Source organism: Formosa haliotis (genome assembly GCF_001685485.1).
Lineage (GTDB): Bacteria > Bacteroidota > Bacteroidia > Flavobacteriales > Flavobacteriaceae > Formosa > Formosa haliotis.
In genome coordinates this window covers 3789567-3812407 of the sequence record NZ_BDEL01000001.1, presented here as the reverse complement: position 1 = coordinate 3812407, position 22841 = coordinate 3789567, and the positions used below count along the sequence as shown (strand labels likewise).

20 protein-coding genes are annotated in these 22841 nt (G+C 33.9%); 8 read left to right on the top strand and 12 right to left on the bottom strand.

Translation table 11 applies throughout. The features are described from left to right. Positions 1–1953, bottom strand: coding sequence for a peptidylprolyl isomerase (locus tag A9D35_RS16100; protein ID WP_066224913.1), 1953 nt, complete (start codon positions 1951–1953; stop codon positions 1–3). Positions 1954–2214: 261 nt separating this feature from the next. Here A9D35_RS16100 and A9D35_RS16095 point away from each other — a divergent pair, with 261 nt between their 5' ends. After that, on the top strand, positions 2215–2457 hold the full coding sequence (locus tag A9D35_RS16095; protein WP_066224912.1) for a hypothetical protein: 243 nt from the start codon (positions 2215–2217) through the stop codon (positions 2455–2457). Positions 2458–2549: 92 nt separating this feature from the next. Then, a complete protein-coding gene (locus A9D35_RS16090; protein ID WP_066224911.1) occupies positions 2550–3584 on the top strand; it encodes an AI-2E family transporter in 1035 nt (344 codons plus the stop codon). Positions 3585–4425: 841 nt separating this feature from the next. Here the strand turns inward: A9D35_RS16090 and guaB are convergent. The 7 genes from guaB to A9D35_RS16055 form a co-directional block, all read right to left on the bottom strand. Then, positions 4426–5898, bottom strand: a complete 1473-nt coding sequence (gene guaB, locus A9D35_RS16085) for an IMP dehydrogenase (protein ID WP_066224909.1) — start codon at positions 5896–5898, stop codon at positions 4426–4428. A 73-nt stretch (positions 5899–5971) separates the two neighbouring features. After that, positions 5972–6673, bottom strand: a complete 702-nt coding sequence (locus tag A9D35_RS16080; RefSeq protein ID WP_066224908.1) for a hypothetical protein — start codon at positions 6671–6673, stop codon at positions 5972–5974. A gap of 69 nt (positions 6674–6742) precedes the next feature. After that, a complete protein-coding gene (locus A9D35_RS16075) occupies positions 6743–8113 on the bottom strand; it encodes an HTTM domain-containing protein (RefSeq protein ID WP_066224907.1) in 1371 nt (456 codons plus the stop codon). Positions 8114–8315: 202 nt separating this feature from the next. Continuing rightward, entirely contained in the window at positions 8316–9179 is an 864-nt protein-coding gene (locus A9D35_RS16070) for a hydroxymethylglutaryl-CoA lyase (protein WP_066224906.1), read from the bottom strand. A gap of 32 nt (positions 9180–9211) precedes the next feature. Beyond that, entirely contained in the window at positions 9212–9808 is a 597-nt protein-coding gene (locus tag A9D35_RS16065) for a LysE family translocator (protein ID WP_066226199.1), read from the bottom strand. A 33-nt stretch (positions 9809–9841) separates the two neighbouring features. Then, entirely contained in the window at positions 9842–10876 is a 1035-nt protein-coding gene (locus A9D35_RS16060) for a quinone-dependent dihydroorotate dehydrogenase (protein ID WP_066224904.1), read from the bottom strand. A gap of 178 nt (positions 10877–11054) precedes the next feature. Further along, a complete protein-coding gene (locus A9D35_RS16055) occupies positions 11055–12446 on the bottom strand; it encodes a DUF418 domain-containing protein (protein WP_066224902.1) in 1392 nt (463 codons plus the stop codon). A gap of 278 nt (positions 12447–12724) precedes the next feature. Here A9D35_RS16055 and pepT point away from each other — a divergent pair, with 278 nt between their 5' ends. From pepT to A9D35_RS16040, 3 genes are all read left to right on the top strand, one after another. Next, positions 12725–13960, top strand: a complete 1236-nt coding sequence (gene pepT / locus A9D35_RS16050) for a peptidase T (RefSeq protein ID WP_066224900.1) — start codon at positions 12725–12727, stop codon at positions 13958–13960. A 236-nt stretch (positions 13961–14196) separates the two neighbouring features. Then, positions 14197–14790 (top strand): YdeI/OmpD-associated family protein, encoded by a 594-nt coding sequence (locus A9D35_RS16045; RefSeq protein WP_066224898.1) that lies wholly within the window; start codon positions 14197–14199, stop codon positions 14788–14790. Positions 14791–14846: 56 nt separating this feature from the next. Then, a complete protein-coding gene (locus tag A9D35_RS16040) occupies positions 14847–15506 on the top strand; it encodes a hypothetical protein (RefSeq protein ID WP_066224896.1) in 660 nt (219 codons plus the stop codon). A gap of 82 nt (positions 15507–15588) precedes the next feature. On the opposite strand, the gene carB is transcribed toward A9D35_RS16040, so the two are convergent. Then, a complete protein-coding gene (gene carB, locus A9D35_RS16035; RefSeq protein ID WP_066224894.1) occupies positions 15589–18441 on the bottom strand; it encodes a carbamoyl-phosphate synthase large subunit in 2853 nt (950 codons plus the stop codon). Positions 18442–18546: 105 nt separating this feature from the next. Next, positions 18547–18708, bottom strand: coding sequence for a 50S ribosomal protein L34 (gene rpmH, locus A9D35_RS18450; RefSeq protein WP_038527912.1), 162 nt, complete (start codon positions 18706–18708; stop codon positions 18547–18549). Positions 18709–18877: 169 nt separating this feature from the next. On the opposite strand from rpmH, the gene A9D35_RS16030 reads away from it, so the two are divergent. Continuing rightward, a complete protein-coding gene (locus A9D35_RS16030) occupies positions 18878–19756 on the top strand; it encodes a DUF6263 family protein (RefSeq protein ID WP_141675558.1) in 879 nt (292 codons plus the stop codon). 5 nt (positions 19757–19761) lie between these two features. Then, complete coding sequence (locus A9D35_RS16025) at positions 19762–20331, top strand: tetratricopeptide repeat protein (RefSeq protein WP_066224892.1); 570 nt, start codon at positions 19762–19764, stop codon at positions 20329–20331. 304 nt (positions 20332–20635) lie between these two features. Here A9D35_RS16025 and A9D35_RS16020 read toward each other — a convergent pair whose 3' ends face one another. Beyond that, positions 20636–21559 carry a lytic transglycosylase domain-containing protein gene (locus A9D35_RS16020; RefSeq protein ID WP_066224890.1) on the bottom strand — a complete coding sequence of 308 codons (924 nt, stop codon included), beginning with the start codon at positions 21557–21559 and terminating at the stop codon, positions 20636–20638. A 40-nt stretch (positions 21560–21599) separates the two neighbouring features. Continuing rightward, positions 21600–22274 carry an alpha/beta hydrolase gene (locus tag A9D35_RS16015; protein ID WP_066224888.1) on the bottom strand — a complete coding sequence of 225 codons (675 nt, stop codon included), beginning with the start codon at positions 22272–22274 and terminating at the stop codon, positions 21600–21602. A gap of 127 nt (positions 22275–22401) precedes the next feature. Between A9D35_RS16015 and A9D35_RS16010 the strand changes: the two genes are divergently transcribed. Beyond that, positions 22402–22698, top strand: coding sequence for a GNAT family N-acetyltransferase (locus A9D35_RS16010; RefSeq protein WP_066224886.1), 297 nt, complete (start codon positions 22402–22404; stop codon positions 22696–22698). The last annotated feature ends 143 nt before the right edge of the window (positions 22699–22841 follow it).

The following is a 22841-nucleotide window of genomic DNA, read 5'->3' as shown; positions in this document are numbered from 1 at the left end:
TTAATTATTAATTTGATTTCTTACTTTAGTTAGCACACTTTCGTTAATGGTTACCGTGTATTTAGCGTGTAAATCTTGCATCCAACGATCTTCCTTTTCTGCTTGATAATCACTAATAACGCTACCTTTTGCTTCTTCAAACGTTTTTGGTGTTTTTGGTAACACCTCGTTTACTTTAGCCACGATATAACCGCCATTATAGTCGTAAATATCTGAGATTCCCGTTTCAAATTCGAAGTTTTCTGGTAAACTTTGGTGATTCTCTTCTAAAATTCCTGTGGTAAAGATAACATGAATTTCATCGTTTACATTAAGTTTCGCTTTAATGTCTTCTATAGACATTTTGCGTTTTAAGTATTTAGCTACCTTTTTAATATCTTTTCTTTCTACCGACGAGGCTACAATGGCATCGACTCTTTTATCCCAATTGTATTTGTCTTTGTGTTGGTTATAATACGCTTGAATGGCTAGCGTATCTGTATTCCCAACATTCCAAATTTCGGAATCCATTAAATCGAAAAGTAGTAACCCATCTCGATATTCGGCCACGATATTTCCAAATTCGGGACTTTCGTTTTCTAAATTAGCATCTTGATAGGCTTTTAATTCTTTATCTAAAAAGGCATCATAATTTACTTCTACAATTTTTGCATACGGCACCTTATCTGAAAACATGGCTTGACGCTTTACCATAAAGTCGCCAAACTCGTTATAAGTAATAGTTTTAGTTCCAATAGTTAAAAGAGTCTTGTTTCCTTTAAAATTAGATGGTAATTGCCACGTGTTATCGTAATACGTTTTATTTAATAATTTCACAAAATATGGCAAAGCAGGTTGTTCTTCTGGGATCTTGTATTTGGTTTTTAAATCCTGAATACGTGTTTCGTTAATCCGCTCAGACCGGCTATCTTGTTTTACCTTGTCTTCTAACTCTGGTTTTAAATCTTCAAAAGATTCTAATTCTTTTTTATCTAACAGTTTAATAATATGCCAACCAAAATTTGTTTTAAATGGTTTAGACACATCACCTACATCTTGCAAAGCAAAAGCTTCATCTTCAAATTCACTAGACGATAATTGTCCGCCTGTAAAAGGGGCTAATTCTCCGCCTTTATTTGCAGAGCTTTTATCGTCTGAAAATTGTTTCGCCAAACTCTCAAAACTTTCACCTTGATTTAATTTCTTATAAATATCGTTAATTCTAGCTTCCGGATTAGAAATGGTATCGCCTTCTTTATTATTTGCAATCATAATATGCGCCACTTTTACAGTACCACGCGATAGGCGTTTATCTGTAACTTGTACTACATGATACCCAAAACGGGTTCTAAACGGTTGCGACACATCGCCCACTTTGGTGTTGTACGCTGCATTTTCAAAACTGTACACCATTTTAAACGCATTGAAATAACCTAAGTCTTCCGCAAAAACCGTTTTTCCGTTATGTATATCTTTCTTTACTTTATCGAAACCTTCGTCTATGAGTCGTTTTCTAAGTTTTACAATTTCGGTGTAGGCTGCCAAGGTATCTGCTGGCGAAGCATTTTCATCTACGCGCACTAAAATATGTCGTGCTTTTACATCGTACTTTAAACGATTATAAGCTTCTTCTACCAATTCGTCGGTTACCGTATTATCGGTTAAATAATTTTGAGCGAGTTGATTTCTATAAGAATTTAATTCCTTTTTATACGATTGTTTTTCATCTAGCTTAAGCGCATGGGCTTCGGCTAATTTTAGTTTATAATTTATGAAAAGTTGCAGATAAGCATCGATATCTTTTTGAGATTCGTCTTTTACCAAATCTAAATTTTTATTGTAAACTCTAATAAATTCTGATGCATAAACTGGAGTTTCATCTACCGTAAAAAGAACATCTTCAGTAGTAACTTGTGCTGTACTTAGAGCTGAAATAGTAAGCGACAGCAACAATAAAACGGATTTCAATTTCATTATTTATAATTTAACGTGAGCAAAAATAGCAATATAAACCTATATTACAAGTTGCTTTAACAAACGTAGTTAAGATTAGTTTAGTATTTAAAATTACTAGTCAATAATAGTTTTGGCAGCCGCATTATTTTATAACAACTAGACCCTTTTTTAATCTATAAATTAAACCATTAGGTAATTATATTAAAAACTGCATACAATATAGTATGAGAAGCGATAAACTGACACATGTATTATGTATTTTTGTTAAAACTTTAACACATGCGACAATTAAAACTGATTTGGGATTTTAGAGGTCCACAAGCACTAAAAACTGCCGAACATCACGAAATTCATTTAAAGGAATATATAAGCAATGAAAATCTAGATATTAACATTACAGGTTTTACGGCTATTACCGACATGCATGCTATTGCTTTTTTAGTTGTAAATGAAGTAGATATGAAACCTATAAGAGATACTTTAAAACCACATCGAGGACAAGTTTACACTGCAGAATTATAGAAATTTAGGCAAAAAAATTATGATTTTCTGCCTAAAAAATTTGGGCTTTTAAACTACCTTTGCCATCGATATTTTATACACTTTATTACACTATGTTAAACGATAGACGAACAACAAATCTCCTATTACTAATTATTGTTATCCCTTTAATATTTTATTTACTTAAAATACTATCGTTTATTTTTGTGCCTCTTATTTTCTCTATGTTTATTGCCCTACTCTTTTTACCTATAATGAGGTGGTTAACAAAGCGAAAACTACCAAATGCGGTAAGTATCATCATCATTATTTTAATAATTTTAGTGTTCTTTAAAATTGGAGGGTATTTAATTCACTTATCGAGCAAAGAAATCTTATCGACTAGCGATGCATTCTTGTTTAAAGCAGAACAAAAGATTAAACTATTAATTAGTAGTTTAGAAAGTTTTTTTGGTACCGAACTAGTAAAAGATAACGTGAGTATCTCCAATCAGTTACTCGACAAGGATACTCTATTAAGCAATTTTGGTCCTACTATAAATTTTATTAGAACCACGTTAACTATGGTTTTAATGACGGCCTTTTTTGTGGTTTTATGGTTAGCAGAATCTATTAACGTGCATAAATTGTTAAACAAAACTCTTTTAAAACGCAAGCACACATCGGTAAAAACCTTTATGAAAATTGAAAAAGATTTAATTCAATTTATAAAAGTAAAAGTTTTGGTTAGCTTATTAACAGGAATTGGTACAGGCTTAGCCTGCTATGCCTTTGGAGTAAGTTTTCCTATTTTCTGGGGTTTATTTGCTTTTATCATCAATTTCATACAAATGGTTGGCTCGTTTGTAACTGTAATTTTACTCTCTATTTTTGCCTTTGTAGAAATTGAAGCCACCAGTACTCTAATCTTTTTTATTCTGAGTATTACAGGTGTACAAGTATTATTTGGAGCTATTTTAGAACCTGTTTTTATGGGAAAATCCTTTTCGATAAATATTATAACCGTATTAGTTATGCTTATGTTATGGGGCTTTATCTGGGGAATTCCAGGATTAATTATGGCAATTCCAATTACCGTTTTTATAAAGATAATTTTAGAACAGTTTCAAAGTACTAAGTTTTTAGCCAGCATACTTTCGAAGGGGTAATTTTGAAGATTTGATTATTGCCGTCCTACTAAACTCGTTTCAGTATCACATTATCTTTTTACATTATTTGTCTTTATGAGACCCTGAAATTAATTCAGGGTGACGATTCGAATAAATATCAGCATTTAGTTTAGATTCCTCTCTAGGTTGTTTTGAAGATTACACTCCTTTTTTTAGTCCAAATGACAAATCAAAGCGTCATACTGAACTTGTTTCAGTATCACATAATCCTTTTACATTATTTGTCTTTATGAGACCTTGAAATTAATTCAGGGTGACGATTCGAGTTAATACCCGCATTTAATTTAGAGATTCCTTTCTACGTTGTTTTAAAGATTACACTCCTTTTTTAGTTGAAATAACTAATCGAACCATCATACTGAACTTGTTTCAGTATCACATAATCCTTTAACATTATTTGTCTTTATGAGACCTTGAAATTAATTCAGAGTGACGATTAGAATTATTATCAGTATTTAGTTTAGAGATTCCTCTCTACGTTGTTTTAAAGATGACATTCCTTTTTTTGATTGAAATGACAAATCGAACCGTCATACTGAACTTGTTTCAGTATCACATAATCCTTTAACATTATTTGTCTTTATGAGACCTTGAAATTAATTCAGAGTGACGATTCGAATTAATATCGGCATTTAGTATAGGGATTTCTCCTTTCGTCGGAATGAAGCGTGACGAATTGAAGCATCTCTTAATTCAAAGAACCATAATCACCGGCCTAAGAATACACTCTAAACACTTCAGAAAAAAACATAAAAAAACTCCAATTAAAACAAAAGTTTCAATTGGAGTTTTCAATATATATTAAGTCCTAAAACGACTACTATCTCGAATAATTAGGAGACTCTTTTGTAATGGTTACGTCATGTGGGTGACTTTCGTTAATTCCGCTAGCTGTAATTTTAACAAAACGGCCAGTTTCTTTTAAAGTAGCAACATCTTTAGCGCCACAGTAACCCATACCTGCACGTAAACCACCAATAAACTGATGAATACTTTCAAATAAATCGCCTTTGTAAGCTACACGTCCTACGATTCCTTCTGGAACTAATTTTTTAATATCGTCTTCTACATCTTGAAAATAACGATCTTTACTTCCTTGTTTCATAGCTTCCACAGACCCCATTCCACGGTACGACTTGAATTTTCGTCCTTCAAAAATAATAGTTTCTCCTGGAGATTCTTTAGTACCTGCTAATAGCGATCCTAACATTACCGTATCTGCTCCGGCTGCAATCGCTTTAGGAATATCTCCTGTATAACGAATACCTCCATCTGCAATTACAGGAACCCCAGAACCTTTAATAGCCGCTGCAACTTCTAACACTGCAGAAAATTGCGGAAACCCTACACCTGCAACCACACGTGTAGTACAAATAGACCCTGGTCCAATACCCACTTTTACTGCATCTGCACCAGCCTCTACTAAATATTTAGCTGCTTCTGCTGTTGCTATATTACCAACAACAACATCTAAATCTGGAAATTTCTTTTTTACTTCCTTTAATACATTCACCACACCTTTAGTATGTCCGTGAGCCGTATCAATAATTATGGCATCAATTCCTGCATTGTAAAGTGCTTCGGCGCGTTCTACAGCATCTCCTGTAACACCAATAGCGGCTGCTACACGTAAACGTCCGTAAGTATCTTTATTGGCAATTGGTTTTTGGGTAAGTTTTGTAATATCTCTAAATGTAATTAATCCAACCAACTTATAATCGGCATCAACTACTGGTAGTTTCTCAATTTTCTTTTCTTGTAAAATAACCTCAGCATCTTTTAACGAAGTTCCTTCTGCTGTAGTCACTAAGTTTTCAGAAGTCATTATTTCAACAATCGGGCGATCGTTTTTATGCTCGAAACGCAAATCTCTGTTGGTTACAATACCTTTTAAAATTCCGTTATCGTCTACAATAGGAATTCCGCCAATACCATGCTCACGCATACTATTTTTAGCATCGATTACTTTTGCCGTTAAAGGTAAAGTCACAGGATCGATTATCATACCACTTTCGGCACGTTTAACTCTGCGAACCTCCTGAGCTTGTTGTGTAATCGTCATGTTTTTATGCAACACACCAATACCACCTTCTCTTGCCATAGCAATAGCCATAGCACTTTCTGTAACCGTATCCATAGCGGCAGAAATTATGGGAACGTTAATTGTAATGTTACGTGTAAACTTGGTTTGAATATTTACCTCTCTTGGTAAAATTTCGGAAAATGCCGGAACTAATAAAACGTCGTCGTAGGTTAGTCCTTCTCCTAGAATTTTGTTTTCGTGTGCTGTCATGATGCAATTAAGATGTAATTGCGTGCAAATATACGGTTTAAATTGCGTTTTTTTAAATCCTTTGTTAGTTTTATTACTTATTATCTCTGCAATACGGTAGCAATATGTTTATTGCATAGGCATAACGAGCATCGGGATCCTTTAAATCGCCGGAAAACTCTAAAGCATCTTCAACAAAAAGACCATATACCCCATTGCCTTTAGCGATATTTGAAATTTGCTTTAAACTCTTTTCGTCCATGTGTTGGTACACCGATTCCACCCAAATGTATTGTTCCTTATGCAGCATATTTACATCCCACGTTCGGGCAGGTTCACCCCTTAAAGGTTCTGAAGAAAAAAGTAGCTCCTTTAACTCGGGAAATGCGTGTTCAAAAACCACAGCACTTCCCAAATTGGTATATGTAATGGTATTTTTATGCAAGAAATATTTAAACGGAAACTGACCAATAAGACGTAATTTATCTGATATAAAAATGGCCATATGCACCCACTCTATCTCATGCGAATTTTTGTCTAATTCTACTTGGATCCACTTATAAAAATACAATCGTTGTATAACGGTAGTATATGCGTTGTAGTTTTCTTGTTTTAAATTGAAAAAGTTAGCTTTCTTCCAAACTTTTGTATTTTTAATTCTATCAGACTTCAACCAGTCTGAAGCTTGTAATGCCTCCTGATTCGTTTCTGCTTGAAAAGCTTTTAAACTTTTATATTCCTTCGCAAACGCCAATTGCAAAGCAAATAACATAACTGTTAAACAAAGTTGTTTCATAAAAGTGAATGCTTATAAATCACTTAAAAGTATAATTTTTTCTATTTACACTCATATTAATTATTTCAATTAAAATCCTTTAATTACATCTGGAAAAGGCAGAATCCATGTTTTATGCCTAAAGGATTCCTTTTGTTTATACAAATCGACTTGAGTATCTATATAGGGCATAGGCTTACGACCATTTAAGGAGACATAACCATCTGCGTAAACAGCTACATTTTCATGGCCAGATGCTTTATAATAATCGCCTAAATAATGCGCATATTCCAATATAAAATCGGGCTGACTATACATTTGCTGTTCTTGTCTTTCTGTTAAAAAATCGGAATTATTAATATTAAAAACGTCTCCGGTTTCCGAGTCTACAACTTTAAACGTTGTAGTCCCCGTCTTATCTATAAGTGAAGTTCGCCATGAAAATAAATACCCTTCACCCGTCCAAAACAATTCTCCTTTATACAGCATATATCTTAGAGGCACGAGGAGTTGAATTATAAAGAACAGTCCAATTACAAACATGGGAATTACTGTTATATAATGAAAATCTTTCGTCATTTTAAGTGCTGTAGGTAATTTTAACACACGCTGAATAGGTGATAAAATAGCTCTTAAAATAAGAAGGGCCTTTTGATGCCATTCTGGTGAAAAAAATATGGGCGCACTTATTAAAATGATTAAAGGAAATAATCCTAACGGAAACAAAGCGTGCGAAAACACTTCAAATCCTACCAAGACTAGGAAACCAACAAATCGGGTGCGTTTATACAATAACAAAAACGGAATAGATAATTCGAAAAGCATAATACTCCAACTTAAAGCATAAGGAAACCAAGCAGAGTTTGATAGCGACGTCCCTATAAATGGTAAGTCGTTATTATTGATTAACCATAATTTTAAAGGCATGGCACTAAGCAACCAATCAGAGTTTAATTTTGCTAATCCCGAATAAAAGAAAACGATACAAAACAATAATTTAATACTATCTACACACCATTTCGGGATGGTTCTATAAGACCGCCTAGACCGCAAAGAGTCTATAGAAAAAGCCGCGTTTGCTGGTAAAAATATCATTAAAAAACTTAGCACTGTAATAAAATAAAAAGGGGTTTCGTACACCGTTTTATCCATAAACTGAATGTATGTAAAACTTAAAAAAAATGTAATTATGGCTATCCGATACTTAAATCCTAAAGCCACAAAAACAGAAGCCAAAGCACAAATGGCAAATAATACATAGGTGTACTTCCCAAATGGTTTCACCCACGAAAACCCATAAAATGTAAAATGAAATTTGGGCTCCAAATACAAGGATTCAATCCAACCATTTTGCCAAAAACTAATAAGACTTAAACACATTAAAAACCAAAAACATACTCGAAACACCACTAATGGTGCTGGACTAATAGTTTTACGTAAATATGTATTTAAATTATGCATAATGGTTTGTGGCTGTTATTATAAAATTAACAATACGATATTCTGTTTCTAGAATCTAAACTACCATATATACGATTTTGAAATCTATATTGTATGAATTCTGATTCTAAACAAATACGGTTGTTTACAAATTTCTAAATATTATTTAGGAAAATAGCAGAAAACAGGTGATAATTCCCACATTCACCATAAAAAAGGAAGTTTAATGATAGATACCAAACATTTTGGTTGCTTCATTATAAGCACTTTCAAAACTCAATGCATTTAATTGATTTACTTTTTTAGTGGTAAAATACGAGAGTAATTTTTCGGTAGGCATATTCCCTGTAAGCTCATCTTTTGCCATTGGGCAACCTCCAAACCCTTGGATGGCTCCATCAAATCTTCGGCAACCAGCATGGTAAGCTGCATCTACCTTTTCGAACCAGGTATTGGGTGTGGTATGTAAATGCGCTCCAAATTCGATATCTGGATATTTTGGAATTAAATTCGAAAATAAATATTCTATATTTTCTGGATTAGAGGTTCCGACAGTATCGCTTAACGACAAAATTTTAACTCCCATTTTACTTAAACGTTCTGTCCAATCTGCCACGATGTCCACATTCCAAGGATCTCCATACGGATTGCCAAATCCCATAGAAATATAAACCACAACTTCCTTTTGCCTTTGGTCTGCTATATTTAAAATTTCATTTAAAGTCTCTACAGATTGCGCAATGGTTTTATGGGTATTACGCATTTGAAAGTTTTCTGAAATAGAAAATGGATACCCCAAGTAAGTAATAGCTTCATGTTGTGAAGCATCTTCCGCACCACGAGTATTTGCAATAATGGCAAGCAATTTACTAGTGGTTTTAGATAAATCTAATTGCGACAGTACTTCGGCAGTATCTACCATTTGTGGAATGGCTTTAGGTGAAACAAAACTTCCGAAGTCAATCGTATCATACCCAACCCGTAATAAGGCTTGTATGTACTGCACTTTTCGTGCTGTAGGTATAAAGGTCTTTATACCTTGCATTGCATCTCGCGGACATTCTATTACTTTTACACCGTTTGCCATGAATCGTGAGCGTTTAGACAGTAAAAATACTACTATTTTTCTGAAAACAAGATGAAAATTGCAATCCCCGTAAACACAATAACTTGCATCCATTTTAAGATGCCTCCTACATTTTTGTGCAGTTTAATATACGCTGAAATAGATCCTGCTAAAATGGCTATAGTAGAAAAAATGAGACCAGAAATCCCCATAAATATGAACCCAAGAACATAAAATTGTTGAAGTGTACTTAACGTATTACTAAATAAAAACCCAGGAAAAAAAGCTAGAAAAAAGATAGAAACCTTCGGGTTTAACACGTTCATTATAAATCCCTGTTTCACCAATTGAAATTGTGATTTCTGAGGCACATTGGTGTCGCTTAGTAAAACTTCAGCATCACTTTTATACACTTTATAGGCTAGGTACAACAAGTAACATGCTCCAAAAAGTTTTATACTAAAGAAAATAACATCCGATTCTTTTATAATGACCGAAACCCCAAAAGCTACCAAAGTGGTGTGTACTAAACAGCCAGACATTAATCCTAAAACAGTAGCCAAACCAAACGATTTTCCGTTAGATATACTCTGCATTAATACATAAATATTATCGGGTCCCGGTGCTATAGCTAAGGCTGAAGTAGCCATGGCAAAAGATATTAAGATTTCGAAATTCAACGCTTAATTACGTTTTAAAATCGCTTTGTTAATCTTTTTAATTAAGGATGGTCCTTCGTAAATAAAGCCGGTATAAATTTGAACCAAAGTTGCCCCTGCATCTAATTTTTCTAAAGCATCTGCAGCAGAGTGAATCCCTCCCACTCCAATTATAGGAAAGGCCTTATTGCTTTTTTCGCTCAGGTATTTTATAACTTTTGTACTTTTTGTCTTAATCGGCTGGCCGCTTAAACCTCCATTACCTATAGCCTCAAGTTGCGTTTTGCTTGCTTTTAAATCACTTCTATCAACCGAGGTATTAGACGCAATTACACCATCCAGTTGGGTTTCACTTACTAGTTCTATAATTTCATCTAACTGGATATCGTTTAAATCGGGTGCTATTTTAAGTAAAATAGGCTTTTGTTTATTAAAGGTAGTATTCGCCTGTTTTACCGTGTTTATCAATTCCAATAAATAACCTTTATCACTTAATTTGGCATGACTCCCTACATTTGGACAGCTCACATTCAACACAAAATAATCGACATAAGGATGCAAGGCATTAAAACAATTTAGATAATCTTGAGTATAATGTTCGGGTTTCGTTTGTGTGTTTTTCCCGATATTTCCGCCGATAAGAATTTTGCCTTTGTTTTTTTTAAGTTGTGTGATTGCTGTCTCTACACCTTCATTATTAAACCCCATACGGTTAATTAAACCTTGATCTTCAATAAGCCTGAAAATACGTTTTTTAGGATTTCCTTCTTGGGCGATAGGCGTTACTGTACCAATTTCAATAAACCCGAAACCAAAATTTGCAAGTTCGTTGTATAAAACCGCATTTTTATCGAAACCTGCAGCTAGACCAACAGGGTTTTTAAACTTTAACCCGAATACTTCGCGTTCTAATCGCTTGTCTTCTACTACAAACAATTGTTTAAACAAATTAGGAATTAAAGGAATTTTAGAAAGAGTACGTACCATCGAGAAGGTGAAGTGATGTACTTTTTCCGGATCGAAACTAAAAAACAAGGGGCGTATTAAAAACTTATACATCTAGAATTTATTTATGCAAAAATACTTTTAATTAAAAAATCCTACAATTCAAAACGTATAAAATATTCCATACAACCCTTTAGACCTAAATTAAATTGATCTGTGGTCTATTCCTAACATAGGACAAACTATAAAAACACTACAATTACTCCAAAAACCTAATAGATTGCCTACCGGTTTATGCATTATCTATTTGAACTATGGGTTTGGGTTTTATTTCTTCTGCTTGTCTGCGCATAGGTTGAAATTTACGATAGGTTAGGCTACGCCAAAGCCATTCCATAGGACCAAATTTGTAATATTTAAGCCAAATTGGACTTACAATTAGTTCGATAACCCAAACCGCCAGAACCACATAAAATAATTGATAGAATTCTAATTTATTATAATACCCCAGTCCGTACCCAAAAAAGAACAAGGTACACAAAACGGTTTGTAAAATATAATTAGTAAAAGCCATTTGGCCTACAGCTTTTAAACTATGTTTTAAGGTTTTAAAATACGGACTGCGCACAAATAAAATCACTACAGAAGCATGCGCCATAGATAAAAGTATGCGTTGCACAGGATAAATTAATTTGTACCAAGGGATTTTAATGTTTTCTAAATTAGACAACATAAGTTCTAACGATGAAGTTTGAAGTATGCCTTGATAAAAATCATAAGACACCAACGGCAACCCAATACCATAACCTATTAAAGCGATAATTTTATAGCGTTTATTGGTCCATTTCCCAGAGAAAAATCCCCATTGTAACAAAGCCATACCTAATAACATAAGGGCTACGTTATCTCCTAATAGGCCAATAATATATTTAGTTTGCCATTCAAAAGCCTGAGGTCTTACCTCTGCGGCCACCTCACTATACGTCCCTTGCATGGCAGTTACAATGCGTTCGGTTTCTACGGGTGGACGAAGACGTTCGGTTTCCTCCTTTTCCCAAATTTTTATAGCTTCTAACTGGGCTTCTGTAGGTTTTTCATTAGCTGCAATTACAGCCTTGGCCTCGACAAAATTAAGCCGTTTATCTCTAAATCCTTGATAAAAAAATACAGATACAACAAACCCTATTACCGCAACTATAGGAATACCAATAGCTTTATATTTAGGTTTCATATTTCGAAATAGGTAAACAATCATCCCAAAAACACCATAGAAATAAAGAATATCGCCGCTCCATAATAAAAGATGCGCGTGAATAAGTCCGAAAACAACAAGCCAAAACATCCTTATATAAAACAACTTAGTAAGCCCCTTTTTACCTAAAGTTGATTTTTGAAGAACAAAGAGCATAATGCCTGCTCCAAAAAGCATGCAAAATAAGGCGCGCATTTTACCCTCAAAAAAAATCGTTGTACCGGTATACATCCAAAAATTCAACGAGTCTGGGTGATTGATCATATTCATATATTGATCATAATTTGATAACATTCCAAACCCGATAATGTTCATTAATAAAATGCCTAAAACAGCAAATCCTCTTAACACATCCAATGTTATAATTCTATCTTTAGACTTTACTGGATGTACTTCTTTTTTTTCTAAACTACTATTTACATGATCTTTCATAACACACGATTTAATTGCGTATCAAATTAATAATTAAGCAGTTAATAAAAAATACGTATATCTACTAATCTTTTTTCACACCTAAATCAGTGCAAAACACATCCGAATATTTCCTTCTGAATATCGTTTTAAAAGAGTTTCATTTAAAGTTTATACCTAAGAAGTAAATTGAAGTTATTTGACTAATGAAGCTAAAGTTCTTTTATACCAATAAAATTAAGTTTAATTAAAAGCATAAATAATTTTTAATAGTATTTTTGTTGAAAATTGCCTCAATTATGATAGATAAACAACATTTAATTAACCGATTTATTAGCTATGTTACTGTTGATACAGAATCGGATCCGGAAAGTAATACCACGCCAAGTACTGCAAAACAGTGGGATCTTGCAAATGCTCTTGCCGAAGAACTTAAATCAATTGGTTTAGAAGATGTTTCTATAGATGAGAACGCTTATATAATGGCAACATTACCTAGCAATGTAGACCACGATGTACCAACTATTGGTTTTATTTCTCATTTTGATACTTCTCCAGATTTTACTGGAGCCCATGTAAAGCCTCAAATTATAGAAAATTATAATGGTAAAGACATTGTTTTAAACGAAGAACAAGACATTGTATTATCGCCAGAATATTTCGATGATTTATTATTATACAAAGGCAAAACCTTAATTACTACAGACGGAACAACTCTTTTAGGTGCCGATGATAAAGCCGGAATAACCGAAATAGTTACGGCCATGGAATATTTGGTAAAACACCCAGAAATTAAACATGGAAACATTCGTGTGGGCTTTACACCAGATGAAGAAATTGGTCGTGGTGCACATAAATTTGACGTTAAAAAATTTGGTGCAGAATGGGCCTATACTATGGATGGTAGCGAAATAGGCGAATTAGAATATGAGAATTTTAATGCCGCTGGTGCCGTTATTACTGTTGCTGGTAAAATTGTACATCCAGGTTATGCCAAAGGCAAAATGATAAATTCTATGTATATCGCTACCGAATTTATTAACTCGTTACCAAGGCTAGAAACCCCAGAACATACAGAAGGATACGAAGGTTTTTTCCATTTAACAGATGTTAATGGAGAAGTAGACCAGACCACTTTAAAGTATATTATTCGCGACCACGATAAGGGACATTTTGAAGCAAGAAAAGAGGTGATGCAAAAACTAGCGAACGAATTAAATGCTCAGTACGGTCGTGAGGTCATTACTCTCGAGATAAAAGATCAGTACTATAATATGAAGGAAAAAGTAGTTCCTGTAATGCATATAGTAGATATTGCTGAGGAAGCTATGAAACAAATTGGAATTACGCCAAAAATTAAAGCCATTCGCGGTGGTACAGACGGATCTCAATTAAGTTATATGGGCTTACCTTGCCCAAACATTTTTGCTGGAGGCCATAATTTTCACGGACGCTACGAATACGTTCCTGTAGAAAGTATGATTAAAGCCACCGAAGTAATTTGCAAAATTGCTGAACTTACGGCGAAACGCTAATTGCGTTAGCGATTGCAGTGGCATCCTTTTTTAGCTTTTATATATGGCTAAAAAAGATAGAACGAAAAGCGCGACCTGTAAGGAAACGCCCAACATAATAATCTGATGAATTTTCAAACTCATCAGATTATTTTGTTTTAACGAAGTCCTAGCTATCAGAACACTAAATCTGTTTCCTGTTTTTCTGAAACCTGCTTCTCACCAAAATTTTGGTATCTTTATACAAATTATAAGGCATGAAAAAATTTGATTCTGTAGACGCCTATATCGAAGGGCACGACACTTGGACAAAGGCTTTAACCGTCTTGCGAGATATTTTTTTAAGCACCGAATTGGAAGAAGCTTTTAAATGGAGCGCACCTGTTTATATGGTAGATGGTAAAAACGTGATAGGATTGGGAGCCTTTAAACATCATTTTGGCATTTGGTTTTTTAATGGTGTGTTTTTAAAAGATGAACAAAATTTATTAGAACAGGCGCAGGATACCACCAAAGGCTTAAGACAAATGCGGTTTACCAAGGAAGATGACATTGACAAAGCTGCAGTTTTGGCATATGTAAAGGAAGCGATAGACAATCAGAAATTAGGGAAAGAATTAAAACCTGAAAAGAAAGCTACGGTTACTTTTCCTGAAATTTTAAAACAATATTTAAAAAGCAATCCCGATTTTAAAACGAGTTTTAAAGCTTTAACCCCTTATAAACAGCGAGAATATACTGATTATATTGCATCAGCAAAACGAGATACAACAAAACAAAGTCGGTTAGAAAAAATTATTCCGATGATAAAACAAGGCATTGGACTAAACGACAAGTATAAAAATTGTTAATTTAACATCCTTGGCAAGCATTTTGCACCTTTAACATACAACATTTTAGAAAACAAATGAACGATAATATTTTTGTAAACCGGTTTAGCAAAAAGACTAATGAAGAGCTTGAAGCCATTGGTTTAAACGAAGCGACTTACACCGATGAAGCGCGATTAACAGCTTTAGAGATTTTAAAACGTAGAGAAGACGTAACGATAACTGAAGCTATTTCTACAACTTACGACACTTTAAAAACTAAAGAAATTAAGGTTGTCGCTAATAAAAAAGCGATTTTAAATGCTGTAAACAACACAGAACCTGTTTCTGCAAATACTACCACAGAAGCTATAGCTTTACCTGAATTATATTCGAAAGTATTGATATTGGTATTTTCGATAATATTTTCAACGCTTTTTGGAGGGGTGTTAATGATGTCTAATCTGAAGAAAACAGGACATGCAAAAGCACGTACTCAGGTTTTAATCTTCTGTTTATTGTATATATTTATTCCTTATTTTCTGGTTACTACCTTTAATTTAGACATGAACCTTACCGTATTTACAAATGCTATTGGAGGGCTTATTTTAACCGAATATTTTTGGAATAAATACTTAGGAAAAACAGTAAGCTACAAAAAACGCGATTGGGTAAAACCAACACTTATTTCTTTGGCGATAACTGTTCCGTTAACCTTTTTAGTATTAAAAATGTATGGTGGTATGCCACCTATGTAATAGCAATTCTTTTTTTACAAAACATTGCATATAAAAAAAGGCTTCCGTTTGGAAGCCTTTTTTAGTATATGGGTTTGTTTTATTACTTGTTCAAGTACATACGACGTCTTGAATATAAGTTGTAAAACTCATCGTCTTTTAAATCATCTATAAACAAGATGCTTTCTCCAGTACTTTTCATTTCTGGACCTAATTTCTTATTTACATTGTGGAATTTATCGAAAGAGAACACAGGTTTCTTAATTGCATACCCCTCTAATTGAGGTTTAAAATTAAAGTCTTTTACTTTCTTGTTTCCTAACATTACTTTAGTCGCGTAGTTTACATAAGGCTCACCATATGCTTTTGCTATAAAAGGAACCGTTCTAGATGCTCTTGGGTTGGCTTCGATAATGTAAACCACATCGTCTTTCACTGCAAACTGTATATTTATTAAACCTACAGTGTTAAGCGCTAAAGCAATCTTTTTAGTATGATCTTTTATTTGTTGCATTACTAAATCTCCTAAATTAAAAGGAGGTAGTAACGAATTACTATCACCAGAATGCACACCACAAGGCTCGATATGCTCCATGATACCAATAATGTACACATCTTCACCATCGCAAATTGCATCTGCTTCAGCTTCAATTGCACCATCTAAATAATGATCTAGAAGTAATTGGTTTCCTGGCATTCTACTTAATAAGTCTACAACATGCTTTTCAAGTTCTTCTTTATTAATTACAATTTTCATGCCCTGACCTCCAAGAACGTAAGACGGACGCACTAAAATTGGGAAATCTAATCGGTCTGCAATGGCAGAAGCTTCATCTGCAGTTGTTGCAATATCGAACTCCGGATAAGGAATTTCGTTTTCTTTAAGCAACTTAGAGAATAACCCTCTGTCTTCTGCTAAATCTAACGATTCAAAACTAGTTCCTAATATTTTAACACCATACTTAGTTAATTTTTCAGCAAGTTTTAAAGCCGTCTGACCACCTAACTGAACGATTACACCTTCTGGTTTTTCATGTTTAATAATGTCGTAAATATGTTCCCAAAATACGGGCTCGAAGTATAATTTATCTGCTGTATCGAAATCTGTTGAAACCGTTTCTGGGTTACAGTTAATCATGATGGTTTCGTAACCACATTCTGCAGCTGCTAGAACACCGTGAACACAACAGTAATCGAACTCGATTCCTTGACCAATTCTATTTGGACCAGAACCTAGAACTATTACTTTTTTCTTATCTGTAACAATACTGTCATTATAAGCAGCACGCTTTCCATCGGTAGTTTCTGTATCACTTTCGAAAGTTGAATAGTAATATGGTGTTTTGGCTTCGAACTCCGCAGCACAAGTATCTACTAATTTGTACACGCGGTTTACACCAAGTTCTTCACGTTTATTATACACTTGACTCTCTAAACATCCAAGCATATGTGCGATCTGGCGATCTCCGTATCCTTTTTGTTTTGCCTCAAGTAATAAATCTTTTTGAATAGTATCTATAGTAAAGGTAGAAATCTCGTTCTTAAGCATATGTAATTCTTCATATTGCTTTAAGAACCACATGTCTATTTTAGTAATTTCGTGGATTCTGCTTAACGGAATTCCCATTTCTATCGCATCATAAATAATAAAGACGCGATCCCAAGAAGCATAAGTAAGCTTCTCTATAATTTGGTTATAATCTTTATTTTCTTTTCCGTCTGCACCTAAACCATTACGTTTAATTTCAAGAGATTGTGCTGCTTTATGAAGCGCTTCTTGGAACGAACGTCCAATCCCCATAACCTCTCCTACAGATTTCATTTGAAGTCCTAATGTTCTATCAGACCCTTCGAACTTATCGAAATTCCAACGTGGTATTTTTACGATTACATAATCTAAAGTCGGCTCAAACAAAGCAGAAGTAGATTTTGTAATTTGATTATTTAATTCATCTAAATGATACCCTAGAGCCAATTTAGCAGCAATTTTTGCAATTGGGTATCCTGTTGCTTTACTTGCTAAGGCAGAAGATCGCGATACACGAGGGTTAATTTCGATAGCAATAATATCTTCCTTTTCGTCTGGAGATACTGCAAATTGCACGTTACAACCTCCGGCAAAATCACCAATACTACGCATCATATGGATTGCCATATCACGCATTTTTTGGAACGTTTTATCGCTTAATGTCATGGCTGGAGCAACAGTAATAGAATCACCTGTATGGATACCAATAGGATCCATATTTTCTATAGAACAGATAATAACCACATTGTCATTAGCGTCTCTAAGTAATTCTAGCTCATACTCTTTCCAACCTATTAAAGCCTTATCGATCATCACCTCGTGAATAGGAGAAATTTCTAATCCACGTGTTAATAATTCGTCGAAATCTTCTTCTTTATATACAAATGAAGCTCCTGCTCCACCTAATGTAAAAGAGGCTCTAATAATTAAAGGAAAACCAAATTCTTGAGCAATTTCTTTACCTTTAAGGTAAGATGTTGCTGTTGCTTGAGGTGCCATAGGCACTCCAATTTTAAGCATTAACTCTCTAAACTTCTCTCTATCTTCTGTAATATTAATCGCATCGATATCTACACCAATAATATCTACTCCAAAATCTTTCCAAATTCCTTTTTCATCGGCTTCAATACATAAATTTAATGCAGTTTGACCTCCCATAGTTGGTAAAACGGCATCAATTTGTGGATGTTCCTTAAGGATTTGTACAAGAGATTTAGTAGTTAAAGGCAACAAATATACATGATCGGCCATAGATGGGTCGGTCATAATAGTTGCTGGATTCGAGTTGATAAGTACAGTTTCTATTCCGTCTTCACGAAGTGATCTTAAGGCTTGAGTTCCTGAATAATCAAATTCACAGGCTTGCCCAATTACAATTGGTCCAGACCCTATGATAAGAATAGATTTAAGCTTTGGATTTTTTGGCATTGTATTTATTATAAGATATTGCTAAAGTAGTTATAAAAACGAGATATAAAAAAAGGCGTTACCATTAAGTAACACCTTTTCTATTATATCAACACATTGATATCATTATTTTTTATGTCTTGATTCAGAAGATACAGACAGTTTCTTTCTTCCTTTAGCACGTCTGCGTGCAAGGACTTTTCTACCATTGGCAGAAGCCATTCTTTCTCTAAAACCGTGCTTGTTTCTTCTCTTTCTTTTTGATGGTTGAAACGTTCTTTTACTCATTGTCTTGTATCTTTAAAAATCTTCAATATTTTATCTAAACCAAGTTTTGATTGTTTCGTCAAAACTGCGCGCAAATATACAAAGAGTTTTTAGTTTAACAAACCTTATTTTAAAAATATTTTTTAGTAAAATTTTTAGTTTCTTTGTACTCCAAATTAAAATGGCCTTAATGACCCGATTTTCTGTTAATATATTAATACTGACTTTAATGTGTATGTATTCGGTATCTGCGCAAACACAATTGCAATATCGTTTAAATATAGGAGATAGCATAACTATTCTTCAACATGCGCAGCAAAATATTATACAAAGCGACCAAGGTGCCGAACATAAAATACTAAACGACCTCGAAGAGAATTACACCTTTAAAGTATCTTCTAAAACAGATAGCACCTATATATTCACTTTTAATTTTAATCAGTTTAAATTAAAAACTACATCTAATAAGTTTGGTGTTATGCTAGATGTAGACACTAATAAACCAGCATTAGAAGGGGATACTGAAGGTAAAATATTTGGAGGCTTAACACAATCTAAATTAACTATAGAAATGTCTCGCTCTGGTGAAATTCTAAAAATTTCGGGAACAGATGATATGATTAGAAATATGATTGATTTAGCCGATATTCATGATGAGTTTACCAAACAACTCATGATAGAGTCTATGAAATCTGAATTTGGTAGTGCCTCGCTTTCTAAAAGTTTTGAACAACTCACCCATATTTATCCTAAGCAAAAAGTAAATGTTGGAGATACTTGGACAAATACATTTACTGGTGATATTAATTCTGACAACACTTGGACACTTGAAAAAATAACAGATACCATTTTTTTAAATGCCAAATCGACGTTAAGCATGATTATTGAAGACGAACATTCTAATCTCCTTTTAAAGGGCAAACAAAACATTGCAGTTAAGGCTAACAAAAAAACAGGATTTATAAACGAAATGACGGTAAGTGCAGAAGCTGCTTCTGTAAACACCCCAGGTCAACCAGAAATCACCCCTACTAAAATAACATCTATAACAACTTATAAAATTAAATAAAACACATGTACAACAAGAACATAAAATTAGTTATCGCCGTTTTAATCATTGCATACGCTGTCTATCAGTTTATCGAAGGAAATATAGGAAACGGTATTATGTTAATCTTATTATCGCTCATCTTTATCTTCTTATATTTTAAAAATGAGTTTATTTTACTTGCCTTTTTAAAATTACGTAAACAAGATTTCGAAGGTGCCACAAAATGGTTAAATAAAATTAAAAACCCAGAATCGGCTTTAGTTCAAAAACAACAAGGATATTACAACTATTTACACGGTATTATGGTGTCGCAATCCAACATGAACGAATCTGAAAAATATTTAAAAAAGGCAGTGGCTTTAGGTTTAAGTATGGATCACGATTTAGCGATGGCCAAATTAAGTTTAGCCGGAATAGCTTTATCTAAACGAAGAAAACAAGAAGCGCAAAAATTATTATCTGAAGCTCAAAAATTAGATAAACAAGGGATGTTAACCGATCAGATAAAAATGATGAAGGAAAACATGAAACGTGCGCAAGCTCCTAATCAACATTTTGGCGGACATAAACAACCGCGTGGTGGAAGACGTTAAACATTGGACAGTTTATAATATTAAAAAAGTCATTGAATTTTCTGGATTCAATGACTTTTTTTATGCAATTTAAATACGCTCCTATGTTATAATGAGATTTAGGGTTTTGATAGTTAACATCCTTAATAACCTTAAACCCAATACAATCTACAATCTGCTACAATAGAGGAACTATTATCTTCAGAATCTTAACTTCACAGTTTAAAAATCAGGCTTATCCAAACCTGAAACAGTTCAGCCTTTAATTTACAACTGTCTAAACACTAATAACTAACAGCTAATACCTCAGCAGTCTGAGTCCCTCCTAGTCTTTATAAAATCCTTTCTTCGGAATTTCAATCTCGTATAATTTTCTAGAACCGTTATTAAGGTGTGGTTCGCGTAACCACGGATTGTGAATCTTCAAAATTTTATAATTTATACCGAATCCCTTAGCAAATTTAGCAAAATCGGTCACTGCGGTATCCACTTTAACGGTATAAGTTGGTACTGCGCTATACAAATCTTTTTCTCTAAAGTTAAACCCATATTTTAAAGGGTTACTCATAATTTCTTTTAAGGCTATAATTCTAAACACATAACGCCCTGTTTCTTCTCCTAACAACAAATCGTAATAATCGCTTACTTGCTGTTCATCTAAGCGTCTAGCAACCCCAGCATTTCCAGCATTATATGCAGCTGCAGCTTCTGTCCAAGTACCAAATCTTTCTTTCGATTGCTTTAAATACTCGCAAGCCACTTCGGTCGCTTTTTCTAAATGGTAACGTTCGTCTACATTATCGTTAACTTCTAGGCCAAAATCTCTTCCTGTCCCCTTCATTATTTGCCAAAATCCACGTGCTCCTGCTGGGGAAACAGCATTGGTTAATCCGCTTTCTATAACGGCCAAATACTTAAAATCATCTGGAATACCATGTTTCTTTAAAATAGGTTCTATGATTGGGAAATATTTATGAGCCCGCTTAAACAATAATAAAGCATTAGATTGCCAATAGGTATTTACCAATAATTCCCGATCCATGCGCTCGTAAATATCAGGATCGCTTAACGGTACGGCTTCACCTGCAAAATCTAATTTCTCTGGCATTTGCAGGGCATAAATTTTATAATCGTTTAGTTGTTTTTTTTCAAAATTTTCATTGGTTTCAGGATCTTGTACAGCATGGATAAATAAGGCAGACAAGCCCAATAACCCCACAAATACTAGTCCTTTTTGAATACGCTTCATATTAATTGTTTTGTTTATATCTAATTATTACCATCAAATTTTAAGCCAAGTTATTACCTAAAATTAATTTCGGAAGATTGGCATTAAACCATCTGTATTTATTTATAATCATAATGTGAGTACCTCCCTTAACCGTTACACAGTCTGACACATAGCGATATGGAAATACAGCATCGTTATCGCCATGTATGTGTACCGTATTAGGCAAACGCTGATCCTGATCCCAACATACCATCTGTTTAATGGCCCAATCTAAATATTGTTTGTCACGAACCGACAGGTATTTCTTATATAAATCTACTCGTTTTGTAGCCGTTACTCCAAAAGCATACTTCGCCAAGGTTTCAAAATTCTCTACAAGCTGTGTTGGGAGAAATTTATACATCTTGGTCACTTTTGCCCACCGCATTCGTTTTGGCAATTCGTGTTTTGTTACCACACTCGAAATTACAATAAGTTTACGCGTTTTAATATGCTTACTCATTTCCTGAACTAAAACACCACCAAACGACACCCCAACAAGCACAGGATTAGGTTCTTCAATCTTGTTACACATACGCTTGGCGTAGTCTGACAGACTTTCATCAACTTCTGGAATCATCCATTTTAATAAATGCATTTTAAACCTCGGCTTAGGCAAATCGATGTATTCAAAAATTGAAGGATTAGCGGCCATTCCGGGCATAAAATAGACATGTATTACATCTTGACTCATAAGGTATTAAACTGTTAAATTCTTTATGTTTATGATTATTTTTCGTAAATTACCAAAGGTTTTTTCTTAAAACTAAAATATAGTAAATGTATTATATTTAATCACTCCATTCGTTAAAAAAATGATCATGACAGAAATAGCAGAATTAACAGATAACGAATTTTTACGTCAGTTTGAATACAAATTTGACAGCCAATTAGCTATTATTGAATACTCATTGCAAGAACGAAAGATTTTTTTAACAAAACTAATTGTTCCTGAAGAAATTGACACTGAAACTCTACGAAATGATTTTATTGTAGCTGTTTTAAACAACATCCAAGAACGCAATTTAAGCGTTATGCCAACATCACCTAGTATCGCTAAATTTATTAGAAAAAACCGACAGTATAAAAGTATGTTACCGATAGGTGTTAGAATTTAATTCTAACTAAAATAATAAAGCCACCTAATAAGTGGCTTTTTTAATACCCTATACTAAAGCGACGCTTACAAGCATCAATACGCTTCTAAAATAGATTACATCTCCCGTAAACACAACGTTGGTATTATATACGCCAAAACACC

What these genes read in the sequence shown, in the direction of transcription:
- A9D35_RS16100 (WP_066224913.1), bottom strand. Translation starts at nt 1,953, where the DNA reads ATGAAATTGAAATCCGTTTTATTGTTGCTGTCGCTTACTATTTCAGCT.
- A9D35_RS16095 (WP_066224912.1), top strand. Translation starts at nt 2,215, where the DNA reads ATGCGACAATTAAAACTGATTTGGGATTTTAGAGGTCCACAAGCACTA.
- A9D35_RS16090 (WP_066224911.1), top strand. Translation starts at nt 2,550, where the DNA reads ATGTTAAACGATAGACGAACAACAAATCTCCTATTACTAATTATTGTT.
- guaB (WP_066224909.1), bottom strand. Translation starts at nt 5,898, where the DNA reads ATGACAGCACACGAAAACAAAATTCTAGGAGAAGGACTAACCTACGAC.
- A9D35_RS16080 (WP_066224908.1), bottom strand. Translation starts at nt 6,673, where the DNA reads ATGAAACAACTTTGTTTAACAGTTATGTTATTTGCTTTGCAATTGGCG.
- A9D35_RS16075 (WP_066224907.1), bottom strand. Translation starts at nt 8,113, where the DNA reads ATGCATAATTTAAATACATATTTACGTAAAACTATTAGTCCAGCACCA.
- A9D35_RS16070 (WP_066224906.1), bottom strand. Translation starts at nt 9,179, where the DNA reads ATGGCAAACGGTGTAAAAGTAATAGAATGTCCGCGAGATGCAATGCAA.
- A9D35_RS16065 (WP_066226199.1), bottom strand. Translation starts at nt 9,808, where the DNA reads ATGGCTACTTCAGCCTTAGCTATAGCACCGGGACCCGATAATATTTAT.
- A9D35_RS16060 (WP_066224904.1), bottom strand. Translation starts at nt 10,876, where the DNA reads ATGTATAAGTTTTTAATACGCCCCTTGTTTTTTAGTTTCGATCCGGAA.
- A9D35_RS16055 (WP_066224902.1), bottom strand. Translation starts at nt 12,446, where the DNA reads ATGAAAGATCATGTAAATAGTAGTTTAGAAAAAAAAGAAGTACATCCA.
- pepT (WP_066224900.1), top strand. Translation starts at nt 12,725, where the DNA reads ATGATAGATAAACAACATTTAATTAACCGATTTATTAGCTATGTTACT.
- A9D35_RS16045 (WP_066224898.1), top strand. Translation starts at nt 14,197, where the DNA reads ATGAAAAAATTTGATTCTGTAGACGCCTATATCGAAGGGCACGACACT.
- A9D35_RS16040 (WP_066224896.1), top strand. Translation starts at nt 14,847, where the DNA reads ATGAACGATAATATTTTTGTAAACCGGTTTAGCAAAAAGACTAATGAA.
- carB (WP_066224894.1), bottom strand. Translation starts at nt 18,441, where the DNA reads ATGCCAAAAAATCCAAAGCTTAAATCTATTCTTATCATAGGGTCTGGA.
- rpmH (WP_038527912.1), bottom strand. Translation starts at nt 18,708, where the DNA reads ATGAGTAAAAGAACGTTTCAACCATCAAAAAGAAAGAGAAGAAACAAG.
- A9D35_RS16030 (WP_141675558.1), top strand. Translation starts at nt 18,878, where the DNA reads ATGACCCGATTTTCTGTTAATATATTAATACTGACTTTAATGTGTATG.
- A9D35_RS16025 (WP_066224892.1), top strand. Translation starts at nt 19,762, where the DNA reads ATGTACAACAAGAACATAAAATTAGTTATCGCCGTTTTAATCATTGCA.
- A9D35_RS16020 (WP_066224890.1), bottom strand. Translation starts at nt 21,559, where the DNA reads ATGAAGCGTATTCAAAAAGGACTAGTATTTGTGGGGTTATTGGGCTTG.
- A9D35_RS16015 (WP_066224888.1), bottom strand. Translation starts at nt 22,274, where the DNA reads ATGAGTCAAGATGTAATACATGTCTATTTTATGCCCGGAATGGCCGCT.
- A9D35_RS16010 (WP_066224886.1), top strand. Translation starts at nt 22,402, where the DNA reads ATGACAGAAATAGCAGAATTAACAGATAACGAATTTTTACGTCAGTTT.